This is a genomic window from Falsiroseomonas algicola (assembly GCF_011040385.1).
In the GTDB taxonomy this organism is placed as follows: Bacteria; Pseudomonadota; Alphaproteobacteria; order Acetobacterales; family Acetobacteraceae; genus Falsiroseomonas; species Falsiroseomonas algicola.
On the sequence record NZ_JAAIKB010000020.1, the window covers coordinates 35,692 to 52,077 of the forward strand.

The following is a 16,386-nucleotide window of genomic DNA, read 5'->3' on the forward strand; positions in this document are numbered from 1 at the left end:
TTGCGAGTCGATATGGCGGGATGAGGCGGCAGTCAGACCTTGGCGGGGGCGCGGACCTTGCGGGGCGGTTCCTGCAGCGGGCCGCCATTCACGCGTTCCCGCAATTCCTTGCCCGGCTTGAAGTAGGGCACGGCCTTGCCCTCCACCGCCACGGCGGTGCCGGTGCGGGGGTTGCGGCCGGTGCGGGGATCGCGGCGCTTGGTGGAGAAGGCACCGAAGCCGCGCAGCTCCACGCGATCACCGCGCGCGAGCGCGGTGATGATCTCGTCGAAGATCGTGGTGACGATCAGCTCGACATCGGGCTGGCGGAGATGCGGGTTCGCCGCCGCCAACTGGGTGATCAGTTCGGACCGGGTCATGGCAACCCTGCAGCCTTCTCCCTCGTTGCGCTCAAGGCTGCCAAAGCGCGCGCACGCGGTCAACGCCAAGCCATTCATTCACAAGGCCTTTCGCAAAGGCCCCGAAGACCGCCCCAAAGGTCCTTTCGGTGAGGGACCGTGTCTCGATGTCCCGGACGGGCAGGGAGGCCGGGATCTCGCGCTCAGCCGCGAGCCACTCCCGCGCTTCCGGCTCGCCGCCGATGGCATCGACCAGGCCCAGGGAGAGCGCCTGGCGGCCGGTGAAGATGCGGCCATCGGCGAGGGCGCGGACATGCATCGGCTCCAGCCGCCGCCCGGCCACGACCATGCCCACGAACTGCTCGTAGAGGTCCATGACCACGCGGTTGAGCTCGGCGCGCCCTTCCTCCGTCAGCGGGCGGAAGGGGCTGGGCTGGTCCTTGAAGACGCCGGAGGCGACGGTCTCCGCCCGCACGCCGAGGCGCGCCATCAGCTCCGTCGCCTCGAAGCTCTGCAGGATGACGCCGATGGAGCCGGTGACGGTCGCCTCCCGCGCGAAGATGCGGGACGCCGGCAGCGCGACCATGTAGCCGGCGGAGGCCGCGGTGCCGCCCATGACGGCGACCACGGGCTTGTCGGCAGCGATGCTGGTGAGGGCACGGTGCAGGCCCTCCCCCCCCGCCACGCTGCCGCCCGGGCTGTCGATCGCCAGGATGACGCCACGGACGGAGGGATCGCGCCGCGCGCGGTCCAGGGCCTCCAGCAGCTTGCGGTCATCGCCGATGAAGCCCTGGAGGGTGAGCCGCGCAAGGTGCGGGCCCGAGGACCCCGTCACCAGCGTGCGGACATCAGGCTGCCAGGCGGCGATGACGGCCACGGCCGCGGTGGCGATGACGGCGAAGGCGCGCCAGAGGGAGAGACGGCGCTTGAGGCGCCGGCGATCGAGCAGGAGGTCGGCGTCGAGGGGCATGGGCTGAGATAGGCGCACCCCCGCGGCCAGGGGAAGGGGAGATGGCAGTCCCGCACCCGCTGACGCGAAGTTCAGCGGCAATCCGCCCAGGCCCTGAAACCGTTGCCCTCCTCCCTGCTTCTCCGGGCGCCGGGCAGCGGAACGTTCGGTATCGGTGACGGGGGTCTCATGGTCCGGCTTTCGGCTGCCTTCTTCTGCTCGGGCTTCGCCGCGCTTCTCTGCCAGATCGCCTGGCAGCGCATGCTTGGCATCTTCGCGGGGTCGGACACGGTCTCCGCCGCCCTGGTGGTGGGCGCCTTCCTGGCGGGGCTCGGCCTCGGTTCCATGATCGGCGCCTGGGTGGCGGACCGGCTGCCGCCCTGGAGGGCGCTGGCCGGCTTCGCGCTGTGCGAGGTGGTGGTGGCCGCCTTCGCCCTGGCTTCGAAGCCCTTCCTCTATGACCTGCTGGCGATGCGCCTGGCGGGCGTGGTGGATGAGCCCGCGGCGATCTTCGCCCTGTGCTTCGTCGGCCTGGTGCTGCCGACGACGCTGATGGGCGCCTCCCTGCCGCTGATCGCCCGCGCCATCGCGACCAGCCTCGACACGGTCGCGGAGCGCATCGGCTGGCTCTACGGCCTCAACACGCTGGGCGCCGGGCTGGGCGCGCTGGTGGGGGGCTGGGTGCTGCTCGGCCATCTCGGCTTCACCGGCGCGCTGGCGGTCGCCGCGGCGCTGGACCTGGCGGCGGCGGCGATCGCGCTGACGCTGCTCCCGGCGCTGAGGGGCGATGCGGCGCCGGAGCCGGCGGCACCGCCGGCACGCTCGCTCGGCGCCGCCGCCGTGCCGGCGCCGGCTGCTGGCGGCAACCTGCCGCTGTGGTGCGGGCTCGTCTTCCTGTCGGGCTATGTCATCGTGGCGCTGGAGATCCTCTGGGTCCGCGTGCTGGGGCAGGTGGGGCAGTTCCACGCCTATCTCTTCCCGACCGTGCTCGGCGTCTTCCTGCTGGCGGATGGGGTCGGCATGGCGGTCGCGGCGCGCATGGTGCGGCGGATGAGTGACCCGCGCCCCGCCTTCTTCATGGCGCAGGCCGGCGGCTTCCTGCTTGGCGTGGCGCTGCTGATGGTGCTGTGGTGGGCGCTGGCCCATTGGCCGCTGGTGAACCACCTGGAGGTGGACCAGTGGCGACTGGAGGGGCGCGCCTTCCCGCTGACGCTGCTGCTGGTGGTGCTGGTCGTCGGCCCACCCTCCTTCCTGATCGGGATGACCTTCCCCTTCGTGCAGCGCGCCGTGCAGCGGGACCTGGCGACGGTGGGGGCCCGGGTCGGCTGGGTGCAGCTGGCGAACATCCTCGGCAATGCCGCGGGGTCCATCCTGACGGGGCTGGTGACGCTGCACCTGCTCGGCACGGCGGGCACGCTGCGGCTGCTGGCGGTGCTGTCGGTGCTGCTGCTGGCCATCTGGCTCGTGCAGTCCTGGCGCCTGCCCGCGGCCACCCGCTGGCCCGGCTGGGCCGCCTTCGCAGGATGCCTCGTGGCGCTGGCCATCGTGCCCGCCAATGCCGCGCTGTGGCAGCGGCTGCACGCCGTCTTCCCCGGCGGCGCCCATGCCTGGGGGGAGGACCGGTCCGGCGTCGCCCTGTGGCGGGAGAGGCGGCTGAACCATGCCGAGGCGATCCCCGGCCCCTTCTTCATCATGGGCCACAGCCAGGCGAGCATCCCCTTCTCCCCCCACCACATGCTGCTGGGCGCGACGGGGCCGCTGCTGCATCCCGCGCCCGGGCGGGTGCTGGCGGTGGGCGTGGGCAGCGCGGGCTCCCCCTGGGGCGTCGCCGCCGTGCCGGAGGTGCGGGAGTTCCGGGCGGTGGAGTTGGTGGCGCCGGTGCTGGGCGTGCTGCGGGACCATGCCGCCCTGCACCCGGACGGCCCCGTCGCGACGCTGCTCGCCGATCCGCGCGTGACGCTGGAGGCCGGCGACGGCCGCCGGGCGCTGGCGCGCAGCGCGCCCGGCAGCTTCGACATCATCCAGGCCGATGCGATCTATCCGCAGACCTCCCACAGCGGGCTGCTCTACAGCCGCGAATACCTGGAGCTGGTGCGCTCGCGCCTCGCCCCCGGGGGGCTGGCGGTGCAGTGGGCGCCGACCTGGTCGGTGGTGGAGACCTTCGTCGCCGTCTTCCCGCATGTCGTCATGCTGCGGCCGGGCAACATCCTGATCGGCAGCGACCAGCCCATCCCGGATGCGCGCGCCCGGCTGCAGGCTCGCCTGGCCGACCCCGCGATCCAGGCGCGGCTGCGCGAGGGCAATCCGGAGCGTGGCCTGGGCGTGGCGGCGGAGATCGGGGGCGAGATGCTGGTCTGGGGTCCCGCCACCCCACGCGGCGCGGCGCCGCTGACCGACATGGCACCGCGCGACGAGTTCTTCGTGAACAACCCCGTGCGCAACACCTGGCGGAGCGCCTTGCCGCTGGACCTGGCGGCGGAGGTGGTGCGGTAGGGCGCCTCAGCCCGCCGGCCAGGGCGCGATGAAGCCAGCGGCGAGGTAGCGCGGGACCTTCGCGACCTCGCCCAGCACGCGTTCCCGGGCCCGGTCGTCCTGGTGCCAGGCGCCGCGGCGGACCGGCCCGTACTCCACGGCGCGGCAGCGCTTCTCCGGCGCAGGCCAGTGGCGGTGCAGCGTCATGGCGTAGCGGCGGCCGGTGCAGAAGAGGCCGACGCAGAAGACGCGGCGCGCGCCCAGCAGCCCGGCGGCCTCGATCAGCGGCAGGGAGAGGGTGACGTTCTCCCCGGTATGGGTCGCCCGGTGTTCGAGGATGAGGGCGTCCCGCGGCACGCCTAGCGCGACGATGGCGTCGGCGATCACCGCGGCTTCCGTGGCCGGGCCACCGGGCGTGGCGCCGCCCGTGACGAGGATGCGGGGAACCTGGCGCCCGAGAAAAAGCGAAGCGGCCGCCTGGGCCATCCCGGCTACCGCGATGCGGTTGCCGAAGACGATGGCCAGGTCGGCCGCTTCTGCCGGATGGTCCAGGCAGTGGTCACGCTCGATCCGGGCGATCTCGCCCGGATCGAGCACGCACGCCTTACTCGTCGGAGGCCACCTGGTTGCGGCGGCGGATGGCCGCGCCCAGGATGTCACCCAGCGAGGCACCGCTGTCGGTGGAGCCGAACTCCTTCATCGCCTCACGCTCCTCCTCCACTTCCTTGCCCTTGATGGTCAGGGCCAGGCGGCGGCCGGCGCGGTCGACGGCGGTGATCTTCGCATCGACCTTCTCGCCCACGGCGAAACGGTCGGGGCGCTGGTCGCCACGGTCGCGGGCCAGTTCGGCGCGGCGGATGAAGCCCGTCAGCACCTCATCGACCTTCACCTCGATGCCGTTCGGCTCGATCTTGGTGACGATGCAGGTGACGACGTCGCCCTTGCGGATGCGGTCCAGCACCTCGGCGGCCGGGTCGGCCTGGAGCTGCTTGACGCCGAGGGAGATGCGCTCCTTCTCCACATCCACGTCGAGGACCTTGGCCTTCACCATGTCGCCCTTGCGGTAGGACGTCATGGCCTGCTCGCCAGGGACGTCCCAGCTCAGGTCGGACATGTGCACCATGCCGTCGAGGTCCGGGCCGAGGCCGACGAAGAGGCCGAACTCGGTGATGTTGCGGATCTCGCCCTCGATCACCGTGCCGGGCGGGTTGGCCTCGGCGAACAGCTCCCACGGGTTGCCCTGGGCCTGCTTCAGGCCGAGCGAGATGCGGCGCTTCGGGCCGTCCACGTCCAGGATCATGACGTCCACTTCCTGCGAAGTGGCGACGATCTTGCCGGGGTGAACGTTCTTCTTGGTCCAGGACATCTCGCTGACGTGCACGAGGCCCTCGACACCCGGCTCCAGCTCCACGAAGGCGCCGTAGTCCGTGATGTTGGTCACGCGGCCGGAGAACTTGCCGTTGACCGGGTACTTGATCGCCACGCCATCCCAGGGATCGGCCATCAGCTGCTTCATGCCGAGGCTGATGCGCTGCGTCTCCGGGTTGAAGCGGATGACCTGCACCTTGACCTGCTGGCCGATGGTGAGGGCCTCGCTCGGGTGGTTGATGCGGCGCCAGGCGATGTCGGTGACATGCAGCAGGCCGTCCACGCCGCCGAGGTCCACGAACGCACCGTAGTCCGTGATGTTCTTGACCACGCCGTCGAGCACCATGCCTTCCTTGAGGCCCTGGATGAGCTCGCTGCGCTGCTCGGCGCGCGTCTCCTCCAGCACCGCGCGGCGGCTGACGACGATGTTGCCGCGGGCGCGGTCCATCTTGAGGATCTGGAAGGGCTGCGGGCTGCCCATCAGCGGCGTCACGTCGCGGACCGGGCGGATGTCGACCTGGGAGCCGGGCAGGAAGGCCACGGCACCGCCGAGGTCGACGGTGAAGCCACCCTTCACGCGGCCGAAGATCACGCCGTTCACGCGCTGCTGCGCGGTGAAGGACTTCTCGAGGTTCGTCCAGGCTTCCTCGCGCCGCGCCTTCTCACGCGACAGGATGATGGCGCCGTCGCGGTCCTCGTAGCGCTCCACGAAGAGCTCGATGACGTCGCCGACCTTGACCTCGGGCTTCGCGCCCTGGGGGGCGAACTCCTTGAGGGGGACGCGGCCTTCCGACTTCAGGCCGACATCGACCACGGCGAAGTCATCGTCGACGCGGATGACCTTCCCGGTGATGACGGAGCCGTGGAAGGAAGAGTTCTCGCCCAGCGTCGCGTCGAGGAGGGCGGCGAAGTCCTCGCCGGCATCGGTGGCGAGGGTGTTGGCGGTTGCCATGTAGCGGTTGTTTCCCGGTCGATGCCCCGCGAGGCGGGGCATGGGGTATGCGCCCCCGCGGCGAGCCGCCACGGGCACGACCTGGCCGGATGCGGTCCCCTGGATCCGCGTGGCCCACAGTCTGATGACGGGATGACGGTCCGCCGATGCCGGCCCGGGCCAATGCGGTGATCCCGGTGACGCGATCCGCGCCCCCTGGCTCCCCCTCCGCGATGGCATGGGCACCGCGGGGCTCCCGGAGGGGCGCGCGGCTGTGCCCTCGCCTACGCCCCGGAGCTTACGGGAGTCAAGGGTGAATCCCTTGTGCGGCGCGGGATCAGGCGGCGGCCATCCGCGTGCGGACCAGCAGCAGGGCGGCGGCGTAGGCGGCCTCCGCATCCAGATCGGTGGTGTCGAGCAGCACGGCGTCCTCGGCCGGCTTCATGGGGGCGGTGCTGCGGCCGGCATCCTGGGCGTCGCGGGCGCGGAGCTCGGCCTCCACCTGGTCGAGGTCGGCGGCCACACCGCGGGCATGAAGCTCCGCCCAGCGGCGGCGGGCACGCTCCCCGGTCGCGGCGGTGACGAAGAGCTTGATGGGGGCTTCCGGGAAGACGACGGTGCCGATGTCCCGGCCATCCATCACGGCGCCATGGCGGCGGCCGAACTCCCGCTGCCAGTCGAGCAGCGCGGCGCGGACGGCGGGGATGGCGGCGACGGCACTCGCGGCCATGTCGGCGGCGGGGCCGCGGAGATCCGTCCGCGCCAGGTCGGCGGCGGTCATGGCCCTCGCCTCGGCCTCCGCCGCGATGGCGTCGCGGGGGTCGAGGCCGCGATCCAGCACGCGGCGGCCGGTGGCGCGGTAGAGCAGGCCGGTGTCGAGGTAGGGAAGCCCCAGCTCCGCCGCGAGCCGCCGTGCCAGCGTGCCCTTGCCGGCGGCGGCGGGGCCATCGACGGCGATGACGAGGGGCCGGGCACTCATGGCGCGGAGAGCGGGCCGCCGGGGCCGCCATTGCCGGCCAAGCCATTGATCAGGCTCGCGAAACCGGGGAAGGAGGTCTCGATGAAGGCGGCGTCGTCGGCCGTCACGGGGCGCCTCGACGCCAGGCCCATGACCAGCGCCGACATGGCGATGCGGTGGTCCATATGGGTCTCGACCAGGCCGCCGCCCTCGATCGGGCCGCCGGCGCCATGGACGATGAGGTCATCGCCCTCGATCTCCACCCTGGCGCCATTGGCGACCAGCATGGCGGCGGTGGCGGCCAGGCGGTCGCTTTCCTTCACCCGCAGTTCCTTCAGCCCGCGCATGCGGGTGGTGCCGGAGGCGACCGCCGCGGCGACGGAGAGGACCGGGTATTCGTCGATCATCGAGGGGGCGCGCAGCGCGGGCACATCGACGCCGCGCAGCGCGGAGGCGCGGATGACGAGGTCGGCCACCGGCTCGCCGCCCTCGATCCGGCGGTTCACCTCCGTGATGTTGGCGCCCATTTCCTGCAGCGTCAGGAAGATGCCGGCGCGGAGCGGGTTCATGCCGACACCCTGGATCGTCACCTCCGACCCCGGGACCAGCAGGGCCGCGATGGCGGGGAAGGCGGCGGAGGAGGGGTCTCCGGGCACGACGACCGGGGCGGCGACGAGCTCGGGCTGGCCCAGCAGTTCGATGACGCGGCCATGGCCTTCGACCTGCACATCCACCACGGCGCCGAAGTGGCGGAGCATGTTCTCCGTGTGGTCGCGCGTGGCCTCGACCTCCTGCACCCGGGTCACGCCGCGGGCGCAGAGGCCAGCGAGCAGGCAGGCGGACTTCACCTGGGCGGAGGGAACGGGCACGGCATAATCAAGGGCAAGCGGGTCGGCCGCACCCTCCACCGCCAGCGGCAGGCGGCCGCCGGCGCGGGTGGTGAAGCGGGCGCCGGTGGCGGAGAGCGGGTCCGTGACGCGCTTCATGGGGCGCTTCCGCAGGGACGCATCCCCGGTCATCACCGCGAAGATCGGGTGGCCGGCGAGCAGGCCGCAGAGCAGGCGGGCGGCGGTGCCGCTGTTGCCCATGTCCAGCACATCGGCGGGCTCCACCAGGCCGCCGATGCCGCGGCCGGCGACGCGCCAATGGCCGGCGCCGAGGTTCTCCACCGTCGCACCCAAAGCGCGCATGGCGGCGGCGGTGCGCAGCACGTCCTCCCCCTCCAGCAGCCCGGTGATATCGGTGGTGCCGACGGCGAGCGCGCCGAACATCAGGGCGCGGTGGCTGATGGACTTGTCGCCGGGCACGGTGATGGTGCCGCGCAGCGGTGCGCCGGGCGCCGCCGCCTTGAGCGGCCGGGCGGCCTGGTGGTGGTTCGGCGCGGGTTCCTGCATGCCAAGGCGTTTGACATGCAGGGCGCGAAGTGGCAATCGCGCGCACCCCTTTCGACCACCCCTCCGCCCCGGCTGCGCATCGATCCCGGTGCCTGGCGCGGGCCTGACACGAGGCTGATGTTCCCCATGGCGAAGCCTGAACTCGGATTGAAGCGCGTCTGCGTCGCCTGCGGCACGAAGTTCTACGACCTGACGCGCGCGCCGGCGATCTGCCCGAAGTGCGGGACGGAGCAGCCGGCGGAGCAGCCCCGCCTGAAGCGCGCCCCGGCGGCGGTGGATGAGCGGCTGAAGAAGCGGGCCGTGGTGGCGGAGGCCGATGCCGAGGACGGGGTGGAGGTGGAGACCGACGCCGACGACGAGGCGATCGAGGACGCGGACGAGCTGGAAGACGACGCCGAGGCGCTGGGCGAGGAGATCGAGGTCGAGACCGACCGCGAGGAGGAAGGCTGAGGCCTTTAGTGGTTTTAGGGGATTAAGGGCCGGGAACGCGGCCCTTTTGGACAAAATCCCCGGGCCCGGCATCGGCCTGGACATCTACGGAACCCCCGGCGCCGCGAGGCCCGGGGGTTCTGTCGTTCTGAAGAGCCTCGGCCTGCCGGCGATGAGGCGGTGGAGGCGGGAGAGCAGCGATATCTCCGGCCCGGTCGGCACGCGGCGGGTGCGGAAGATGTTCCTGACGAGGTCGACCAGGCCTGGCTCCAGCTCCGGATAGGGCAGGCACCAGGGCGGGGCCGGCATGGCGGAGACCATGCCGAGACGGCGCACCAGCGCCATGCTGGTGACGGGCAGGAGCCGCGCGGCGCGGCGCCAGGCGCGGACGATCCTCCATTCCAGGCTTTTCACGGAGGCAAAGGCCATGGGGTGGCGGGAGGCGGCGACCAGCAGCCGATCCAGCACGCCGCTGCGCGCCATGCGCGTCAGCATGCGATGGGCGGAGTTGGGGGAGCCGTAGCGCTTCGGCAGTTCGCGCCAAGGGCCGGCAGAACAGGCGACCCAGAAGATGGCATCCATGGTGCGGCGGGCGTTCTGCGAGCGACGGCCGCGGGGGTCGGCGGGGGCGATGAGGGGGGCGAGGGCGTGCCATTCCTCGTCGGTGAGGGGGCGGAAGGGGTGGGGGGTGGTGCGGTGGAGGGGGAAGGTGAGCGGGGGCATGGGGAGGGCCTCGCGGGGGGAGGGAGCGAGGGAGGGTATAGGAATATAGTCTCGTTTGCAAGCGTTGGCGGGTGCCCAAGGAGGTTCACTTTGCAGCAACGTCTGATGTATCGCTTCGCAAGCGGTGTGGAAAACGAATGTTGTGTGCCGAAGTCCGGTCTTAATGTAAGCAGGCGAATATTTTCCAATATCCGCATTGGTTTTTTTGAACTGCAAATTCGCCAATGGAGCGCAACATGGAGCGGATGAGCGTCCGACTAAGTCCGTCACCCCGTTAAAGAAAAAAACTCACTGCTCTGTTTATGTATTTTAGGTACACAGCTGAGTTCGAAGCCGAATTACCGAAGGGCTGGAGATCAACATTTGGGCCGCGCCAAGCAATTCAAGACTTACGGCGTCCAGTCGATCGCGACCGTTGGGTCCGACACCCGGTAGCGGTTTGCGCGAACGGATTTCAAAATTTTCAAGCGCCTCAAGATGCATGTCATAGGCAGGATTGCCATCGCGCATGTAGAAGGAAATAGAACGCTGCACAATTTCTAGAACCTGCTCTTCCGGAGTGCGCCGATCTGTGTCGTAATGTGCGCCGCCTGTCTTGTTTGTGATATAGCGGATTACAGCTTCACGCGATACTTTTACGACGCGCGGCATCGCGCACGCTGGATCTTGTTTAAAGTCTGCGAATGATCTGAAAAAGAAGACGGGCTGATTTTTGAAGGTTTTTAGTGGTGCATCGAAGCGGACGTTCGGATCAAACGGACGGTCTGCCGGATGCTGCCTCCGTTCGGAGAAGGCCGCCATAAGCTGCACGCCGAAAATGTAATATCCGGCGAGCTGGAAAAAAACTGTCAGCGGATCATCTTCAATATGGCGAAGCAGTGCGCGCGCTTCGGGGATGGAGATCTGAATTACGGAGCCCCTTGCGTCGGCTACCTTCTGTAAGTGGTCGTAGCAAATCAAGTTCCGCAAAATCGTGCTGCTATGACGAATGTTTGCGTTTCTGATGGTTGAGTTTGAAATCATAGCCGATAAATAGTCGAGATCATCTGCGACGACCTGCTCAAGCGCTGGGTCAATCATCGGTCTTGGTTTCATGAATTGCCTGTCTCGATGGCGCGACAAAATTCGCGAGTACTTGCGCGAATGTGCTGTCTTATCGTAATTTTATGACGTTAAGTTAACGTATATGTTACTGCGGCTTCGGTATTGTGGTGTTGTTTGGTGGTGTGACCGCTATTCGGTTGCGTTTCTCACGCGTCCGTGATCGCCAGTGATGCAGGAAGCCCATAACTGTAGAACGAAATCTGACTGCTTGTTGGGCAGCCAGCGTGTGCAGGTTTTGCCGTATCGTGGGCGTCTTATTGGCATCTAAAGTGAAGTGTTGGTCTGGTTGTCAAGTTTTCCAGCGGCGGGATGCCGCGCAGCGGTTGCGCTCATCGATGGTGGCGAGGAAGGCAAGGTCGTCTTCAGGCAGGTCTTCGAGCTTGCCGGCGAAGCGCGTTTTCCGGAGCAGGTCGTGGTAGTCCTTGAAGGATATCACGACGACGCGGGGGATGTTGGCGTGCGTTACGGCGACGGATTCGGCGCCGGGGGTGAGGACGCTTTCGCAGAGGCTGTCGAAATTCTGCGCGGCCTCGGCGGAGGAGATGGACCGCATGGGCGGTTCCTTAATATCGCAACTGGGCCGGAGTGATGGTGCGTCGGGCTGCGTTGGTCAAGCGAAACCAATACCTGGGTTGCAAGGGGCCGCTGCCCCTTGCTGGGGGAGTTTGAGGGGGCGAAGCCCTCTCATGCTGGTGGCAAGGGGGCTTCCGCTGTTGCGCCATCCCCCACCCCATCCAGCCTTCGGCGTCGCGGCAGTGCCGCGACCCCCCGAAATCCCGGGGGAGGGAGCCATGCGGCCCTACAGCCTCCGTCTCACTCGTTCCCACAGGATCAGCGCGGCGTCGTAGGGGAGGGCGGGCACTTCCCTCAATCGCCAGAACCAGCGGCGTTGCTTGCCGGTGGCGGCGGGGCCGGCGGGTGGGGGGACGGGGCGGGCTTTCACGCCGGCGAGGCGGAAGAGGGTGAGGGCGCGGGGGAGGTGGTAGCGGTGGGTGGCGATGCGGACTTCGCCTGCATGATTCATCGCGCGCAGCAGCCGGATGCAGGCGAGGACACTGTCGAGCGTGTCGGTGGCGGTGGGGTCCTGGGTGATGCGGGTGGCGGGGATGCCAGCGTCCTGCAGCAGGCGGGCCATGACCTCGGATTCGGCGGGGCCGTGGCGGCCGATGCCGCCGGTCGGGAGGTAGTGGGCGGGCGGGGATTGGCGTTCGCCCCAGGCGCGGGCGGCCTGGACGCGTTCGCGGAGGGCGCGGCTGGGGGTGCCGTCGGGGCGGACGGCGGCGCCGAGGATGATGATGGCGGGGGGGTGGGTCGTTATGGGGCGGGGCGTTCCGGTTTCCGGGAGGCCCCCCTCACCCAACCCTCTCCCCCCGTTGGGGGGGAGAGGGCTTTGCGGGTGGCGGGTGCGGGGGGTGGTCTTCGGCGGTTGCTACGGGGCGGCGAGGAGGAGGCGGTTGAGGGGTTCGAGGGCGGCGATGAGGGCGGCGCGGTCGCGGGCGATCTGGTCGGGGGGGGCGGGGATGCTGGCGCAGATGGTGCCCCAGGGGGTGCGGGCGTCGATGCGGCTGAGGAGGGCGGCGGCCAGGCGCGGCAGGGGGATCTGGACGCGGAGGCTGTCGAAGGTGACGGGGAGGAGGCCGTCGGGGCGGAGGGAGCGGGCGAGGGTGGGGCCGTCGAGCTCGCGGAGGACGGGGATGGCGGCGTCGTCGGTCCAGTCCGCGCGCGGGGGTTCGTCCCTGGTGAGGTAGGCGATGTGGATGCCCATGTTGCCGCAGATGGCCTCGGCGAGGGCGGCGCGGGCGATGGGGTCGAGCCCCGCGGTGCGGGCGCGGAGCTTCGGGTCGGTCAGGTAGGTGTCGGGGTCGTAGCGCAGGGGCTCGACCAGGCAGGCGATGCGCAGCCCGGCGCCGGCGACGAGGTCGGCCAGCTGGGGGATGGTGTAGGCGCGGTCGCGGGGGTTCAGCAGCAAATCGTAGAAGCCGGCGTCGCCGCCCTTGATGTGGTCGTCGATCCAGGGGTTGCGGCGCAGCCAGGCGGTCTCGGGCAGCTGCTTCCAGAGGCGCTTGCCGGTCTCGACCCGGGCGGCGGGGGCCTGGTCGGTGGGGGCGAGGAGGCGGAGCGCCTCCTGCAGCATGTAGACGCCGGTGCGGCCATGCGGGGCGTAGACCATGATGCCGATGCCGCCGCCGGGGGCGAGGACGGAGGCGAGCGCGGCCAGGCCCTCGGCCGGGTCGGGCAGGTGGTGCAGGACCCCGCAGCAATCGATGTAGTCGAAGGGGCCGAGGCCGCTGCCGGGCAGGTCCAGCAGGGAGCCTTCCTCGAAGGTGATGTTCGTCAGGCCGCGGGCGGTGGCGCGGGATTGCGCGACGCGCCTAGCGTGGCTGGAGCGGTCGAGCCAGGTGACGCGGCCGGGGCGCTCCAGCGTCGTCATCTGCTGGGCGAGCATGATGGTGCCGTCGCCGGAGCCGCCGCCGGCCATCAACGCGTTGAGGGGTTGGGCGGCGGGGCGGCGGGCGCCGAAGACCCAGTGGTCGATCTCGCGCAGGTGTGACGGGCTGCCGATGATGAGGCGCTTCGCCTCCTCCCGCGGGTCGCGGGCGGGGTAGGGGAAGGCCTCGTATTGGGCGGCGAGCTCGGCGTCGGTGGTGTCGCGGGGGGGCATGGCGTGCATGCATAGGGGGGTTGGGGCGGGCGCGGAAGAAGCGGGGGATGCGCGGTTGCCGGGGGGCGGGGGCGGACGTAGATAGGCTGCATGCTCCGCACAGCCCTGATCCTCGCCGCACTGGCCGTGCCGCTGGCTGCCGTCGCGCAGCAGCGGGGAACGCCGGCCCAGCCCCAGCGCCTCGGCACCCATCAATCCTGGACGGCGGCGACGCATCAGGAGAATGGGCAGAAGGTGTGCTACGCCTTTGCCCGGGCGGCGCGGAGCGAGAATGCGCCGGCGAACCGGCAGACGGTGACGCTGACCATCACGCATCGGCCGGGCGGGCGGGACCAGGTGGCGATCTCGGTGGGGTATCCCTATCCGCGGCAGGGCGAGGCGGTGCTGAGCGTGGGGACGACGGAGTTCCGCAGCTACGGCGTCGTGCAGTCCAGCGCCTTCTTCCAGAACGGGCAGAGCCTGGTGAGCGCGTTCCGCGGCGGGCGGGATGCGGTGGTGCGGAGCCCGGGGCCTCCGGGCCGGCCGACGGTGACGGATACCTTCCCGCTGGCGGGGTTCTCGGCGGCGTATGATGCGATCAACCGGGAGTGTCCCGCGAGCGGGGCGCCGGCGGGGCGGCGGTGAGCGCGGAGCTTTCGAGCGCGGAGCGGGACCGGATCCTGGCGAAGTCGGCGCTGTTCGCGCCGCCGCCGGCGATGCTGGCGGATGGGCGGCGGGATCTCGTCGGGCTGAGCCGCGAGGAGCTGGCGGCCGAGATGGTCGCGATTGGCGAAAAGCCGTTCCGGGCGAAGCAGCTCTGGCACTGGATCTACCACCAGGGCGTCACGGATTTCGCGCGGATGCCGTCGATCGCGAAGCCGATGCAGGCGAAGCTCGCCGAGCGCTTCGTCGTGGGGCGGCCGGGGGTGACGACGGAGCAGACGAGCACCGACGGGACGCGGAAATGGCTGTTCCGGTGGCGGGACGGGCAGGAGGTGGAGACGGTCTACATCCCCTCGCCGGATGAGGATCGGGGGGCGGTCTGCATCTCGACGCAGGTGGGGTGCACGCTGTCCTGCCGCTTCTGCCATACGGGGACGCAGAAGCTGGTGCGGAACCTGGGGGCTGCCGAGATCGTGGGGCAGTTCATGGCGGCGCGGGACAGCTATGGGGAGTGGCCGAGCCCGAAGGATGGTACTGCGCGGCACCTGTCGAACATCGTCGTGATGGGGATGGGGGAGCCGCTCTACAATTACGAGAACACGGCCAAGGCGCTCAGGATCGTGATGGACCATGAGGGCATCGCGCTGTCGCGCCGGCGGATCACGCTGAGCACGAGCGGCGTGGTGCCGATGATGGACCGCTGCGGGGCGGAGCTGAACGTGAACCTCGCGGTGTCGCTGCACGCCGTGACGAACGAGCTGCGCAACGAGATCGTGCCGCTGAACCGGAAGTATCCGATCGAGGAGCTGATGGCGGCGTGCCATCGCTATCCCGGCGCGTCGAATGCGCGGCGGATCACCTTCGAATACGTGATGCTGCGCGGCGTGAATGACAGCCCGGCGGAGGCGCGGGAGCTGGTGCGGCTGCTGCGCGGGTTGCCGGCGAAGGTGAACCTCATTCCGTTCAATCCCTGGCCTGGGTCGCCCTACAAGACCTCGACGCCGGAGGCGGTGCGCGCCTTCGCGGCGATCGTGGAGGAGGCGGGGTATTCGAGCCCGGTGCGGCGGCCGCGCGGGCGGGACATCCTGGCGGCCTGCGGGCAGCTGAAGACGGAGAGCGAGCGGGCGCGGAAGGCGGACGCGGCGTGATGACGGTCCAGGCCCGTCTCGGGCCTGGCGGATGGGGCATGGGGAAGGCAGCGCCTTCCCCATATCGCCCGCGGTGAACCCCCCCGTCTGGCTGATGGCGACCGCGGCCTTCACGGTGGGCTGCGGGATGCGGATGATCGAGCCGCTGCTGCCCATGATGGCGCGGGATTTCGGCGTCGGGCTTGGCGGCGTGGCGCCGCTGATCGGCGGCTTCGCGCTGGCCTATGGCATCGGCCAGTTCGCGATCGGGCCGATGGGCGACCGCTTCGGGAAGATCCGCGTCGTCGCGATATCCCTGGCGCTCTATGCGGGCACGCTGATCGGGGCGGGGCTGGCGGAGGGGCTTTCCACGCTGCTGCTGTTCCGCGTGCTGATGGGGCTGGCCTCCGCGGCCGTCGTGCCGCTGTTCATGGCGCATATCGGGGACAGCGTGCCCTATGGGCAGCGCCAGGCGGTGCTGGGGAAGTTCCTCAACGGGATGGTGCTGTCGCAGCTGCTGGCGGGGCCGCTTTCCGGGGTTGCGGGCGAGTATGCGGGGTGGCGCTGGGCGTTCCTCGGACTCGGGATCGTCGCTGTCCTGATCACGGGATTCTTCATCCTGCGGCTGGGGGCGCCGTTGTGGCGGGCGCCGGTGGAGGGCGGGGGCGGCGGCGGGCTTTCCGGCTTCGTGCGGCTGCTGCGGAAGAAGCCCGGGCGGCGGCTGATGATCGGGACGGCGCTGGATGGGCTGCTGATGTTCGGCGGCGCGTTCCCGTTCCTGGCCTCGCTGCTCATCGAGCGCTTCGGGCTGAGCGCGGCCGAAGCCGGGCTGGTGGTGGCGAGCTTCGGGCTGGGCTCGCTCGCCTACACGCAATCCGCGGGGCGGCTGCTGGCCAGGCTCGGCGAGCGGGGGATGGTGCTGGTGGGGGGCCTCGGCGTGGCGGCGGCGCTGCTGGTCTTCGCGCTGTCGCCCTGGTGGCAGGCGGTGGCGGTGGCGCAGGCCTTCGTGGGGCTGCTGTTCTTCATGCTGCACGGATCGCTGCAGGCCCGCGCGACGGAGGCGCTGCCGGAAGCGCGCGGCACGGCGGTCGCGGCCTTCGCGATGGCGCTGTTCCTGGGACAGTCGATCGGGTCGGTGATCTTCGGGACGATGATCGTCTGGGTCGGGTTCACGGCCAGCATGCTGGTGGCCTCCGCAGGGCTGGTGGGGCTGACGCTCTGGCTGCGGGGCGTGGTGCTGCGCTGATCGCGCTGGCCTTTCGGGGCTGTGCTTTGGCAGGCTCAGCGCC

16 protein-coding genes are annotated in these 16,386 nt (G+C 70.2%); 5 read left to right on the top strand and 11 right to left on the bottom strand.

Annotated elements, in window-relative coordinates; translation table 11 throughout:
• Positions 1-32: 32 nt before the first annotated feature.
• Positions 33-359 (bottom strand): integration host factor subunit beta, encoded by a 327-nt coding sequence (gene ihfB, locus G3576_RS27875; RefSeq protein WP_164697765.1) that lies wholly within the window; start codon positions 357-359, stop codon positions 33-35.
• Between the two features lie 31 nt (positions 360-390).
• Positions 391-1,308, bottom strand: coding sequence for a signal peptide peptidase SppA (gene sppA, locus G3576_RS27880; RefSeq protein WP_164697766.1), 918 nt, complete (start codon positions 1,306-1,308; stop codon positions 391-393).
• Positions 1,309-1,476: 168 nt separating this feature from the next.
• On the opposite strand from sppA, the gene G3576_RS27885 reads away from it, so the two are divergent.
• A complete protein-coding gene (locus tag G3576_RS27885; RefSeq protein WP_164697767.1) occupies positions 1,477-3,780 on the top strand; it encodes a fused MFS/spermidine synthase in 2,304 nt (767 codons plus the stop codon).
• 6 nt (positions 3,781-3,786) lie between these two features.
• Here the strand turns inward: G3576_RS27885 and G3576_RS27890 are convergent, their stop codons facing one another.
• The 4 genes from G3576_RS27890 to aroA all read right to left on the bottom strand — a co-directional run bounded on the left by G3576_RS27890 (position 3,787) and on the right by aroA (position 8,410).
• Positions 3,787-4,356: a YdcF family protein gene (locus G3576_RS27890; protein WP_164697768.1), complete on the bottom strand. Its 570-nt coding sequence runs from the start codon at positions 4,354-4,356 to the stop codon at positions 3,787-3,789.
• A 7-nt stretch (positions 4,357-4,363) separates the two neighbouring features.
• The gene (rpsA, locus tag G3576_RS27895) at positions 4,364-6,079 is read right to left on the bottom strand and encodes a 30S ribosomal protein S1 (RefSeq protein WP_164697769.1); all 1,716 of its coding nucleotides are present in this window, start codon (positions 6,077-6,079) and stop codon (positions 4,364-4,366) included.
• Between the two features lie 316 nt (positions 6,080-6,395).
• Complete coding sequence (cmk, locus tag G3576_RS27900) at positions 6,396-7,037, bottom strand: (d)CMP kinase (RefSeq protein ID WP_164697770.1); 642 nt, start codon at positions 7,035-7,037, stop codon at positions 6,396-6,398.
• Positions 7,034-8,410: a 3-phosphoshikimate 1-carboxyvinyltransferase gene (gene aroA, locus G3576_RS27905; protein ID WP_164697771.1), complete on the bottom strand. Its 1,377-nt coding sequence runs from the start codon at positions 8,408-8,410 to the stop codon at positions 7,034-7,036. Before aroA ends, cmk begins: the two co-directional genes overlap by 4 nt.
• 126 nt (positions 8,411-8,536) lie before the next feature.
• Between aroA and G3576_RS27910 the strand changes: the two genes are divergently transcribed.
• Entirely contained in the window at positions 8,537-8,860 is a 324-nt protein-coding gene (locus tag G3576_RS27910) for a TIGR02300 family protein (protein ID WP_164697772.1), read from the top strand.
• 84 nt (positions 8,861-8,944) lie between these two features.
• On the opposite strand, the gene G3576_RS27915 is transcribed toward G3576_RS27910, so the two are convergent.
• From G3576_RS27915 to G3576_RS27935, 5 genes are all read right to left on the bottom strand, one after another.
• Positions 8,945-9,562, bottom strand: a complete 618-nt coding sequence (locus tag G3576_RS27915; RefSeq protein WP_164697773.1) for a transposase — start codon at positions 9,560-9,562, stop codon at positions 8,945-8,947.
• Between the two features lie 309 nt (positions 9,563-9,871).
• Positions 9,872-10,642 (bottom strand): hypothetical protein, encoded by a 771-nt coding sequence (locus tag G3576_RS27920; RefSeq protein ID WP_164697774.1) that lies wholly within the window; start codon positions 10,640-10,642, stop codon positions 9,872-9,874.
• 313 nt (positions 10,643-10,955) lie between these two features.
• Entirely contained in the window at positions 10,956-11,219 is a 264-nt protein-coding gene (locus G3576_RS27925) for a type II toxin-antitoxin system Phd/YefM family antitoxin (RefSeq protein WP_164697775.1), read from the bottom strand.
• A gap of 246 nt (positions 11,220-11,465) precedes the next feature.
• Positions 11,466-12,026 (bottom strand): YdcF family protein, encoded by a 561-nt coding sequence (locus G3576_RS27930; protein WP_207623077.1) that lies wholly within the window; start codon positions 12,024-12,026, stop codon positions 11,466-11,468.
• A 69-nt stretch (positions 12,027-12,095) separates the two neighbouring features.
• Entirely contained in the window at positions 12,096-13,337 is a 1,242-nt protein-coding gene (locus G3576_RS27935; RefSeq protein ID WP_407926141.1) for a class I SAM-dependent methyltransferase, read from the bottom strand.
• Between the two features lie 81 nt (positions 13,338-13,418).
• Between G3576_RS27935 and G3576_RS27940 the strand changes: the two genes are divergently transcribed.
• From G3576_RS27940 to G3576_RS27950, 3 genes are all read left to right on the top strand, one after another.
• A complete protein-coding gene (locus G3576_RS27940; protein WP_164697777.1) occupies positions 13,419-13,952 on the top strand; it encodes an invasion associated locus B family protein in 534 nt (177 codons plus the stop codon).
• Positions 13,916-15,118, top strand: coding sequence for a 23S rRNA (adenine(2503)-C(2))-methyltransferase RlmN (gene rlmN / locus G3576_RS27945; protein WP_164697778.1), 1,203 nt, complete (start codon positions 13,916-13,918; stop codon positions 15,116-15,118). The genes G3576_RS27940 and rlmN overlap by 37 nt, the downstream gene beginning before the upstream one ends.
• A 73-nt stretch (positions 15,119-15,191) precedes the next feature.
• Complete coding sequence (locus G3576_RS27950) at positions 15,192-16,343, top strand: MFS transporter (RefSeq protein ID WP_164697779.1); 1,152 nt, start codon at positions 15,192-15,194, stop codon at positions 16,341-16,343.
• The last annotated feature ends 43 nt before the right edge of the window (positions 16,344-16,386 follow it).